The following is a 1,092-nucleotide window of genomic DNA, read 5'->3' as shown; positions in this document are numbered from 1 at the left end:
TGAGTAAGTCATGGTCTTTATAATAACAATTGGGTTTGATAATTAATTTATAACATTTTTAGGTGGGCTTGACTATATCATCCTATAGATGATTAATATATCTATTCATAATCTTCTTCTAAAGAAACGTATCTTTTGATTTCTTTGTATAAATCCAACAATTTAGCACACTCATTTTCAGCTTTATTATTCATCAAATTTAACTGGCACTCGTTAAGGTAATCTTTCAGATAAACATAGCCATCTTTTTTTAAACCTTCGACAGAAGCATTATGTAATCCAACTCCTTGCAAATAAGATTTTTTGTGATCTAACAACTCAAAAGCATAACAAACAATATTATTTATTTCTTTTGGAATATTAACTATTAGCACTCTAATATTATTCTCTGCAAGCAACTTAATAGATATTTTATTATCGCCATGAATCTTCATTAAAATATTTTCTACTACCTTGTTACTATATTCATTAATATCGAAAACTCTTATGTACTCCTCTAGAAGAGGAATATAATAAAAATTATTATAGCTATATCTATCCCCATCCTTGAGAAAATCTATTACAGTTTTCATGTTAGAAAACACCATAAAATTATTCAGATAATCGCCATAAAATCTTTTCTTAAAGGATTCGGACTTTTTTATTATGAAACTTGCACAAAAATATTCTTGAATGCTTTTATGAACAAAAGTATAGTTAAGCCCATCCACAGGGAGAAGACAAACGACTTTAGAAAAATCTTGGAGAACATTTTCAGCTTCTGCTTTGATATTTTTACTTTTTATGCAGACATCAATTAACTCTATTGCCCTCGGATAACTTAATATCAATTCATCTTTTTTAAAACTCTTAAAACAGAAGTATTCAAATATTTCTTGTAGCTTTGTTTCGCCTAAGTTGCTGTTAAACTCCCTTTTATATCCAGGTTTAGTCTTATCATGACGAGTCGACAATATAGAAAATATATTTTTATAAAACTCGCTTTGAGTTTTTGGTAATTCAGAAGATGCCCTATATATAGTCAATCCAAAATAAAAGAAGTACAACCCATATTATGAAATAGTTTAGGTAGATTATTCTCCATCCAACCTT

The 1,092-nt window shown here is 28.2% G+C and carries 1 protein-coding gene; it reads right to left on the bottom strand.

The features are described from left to right. Positions 1-101: 101 nt before the first annotated feature. Positions 102-953, bottom strand: coding sequence for a hypothetical protein (locus JMY00_RS13450; protein ID WP_201580531.1), 852 nt, complete (start codon positions 951-953; stop codon positions 102-104). Positions 954-1,092 lie beyond the last annotated feature (139 nt).

Origin of the sequence: Psychrobacter sp. Pi2-52 (assembly GCF_904846705.1) — a bacterium.
Taxonomy (GTDB): Bacteria; Pseudomonadota; Gammaproteobacteria; order Pseudomonadales; family Moraxellaceae; genus Psychrobacter.
Note: the sequence above shows the minus strand (reverse complement) of the source record. Positions and strands in the feature narration are given on the sequence as shown.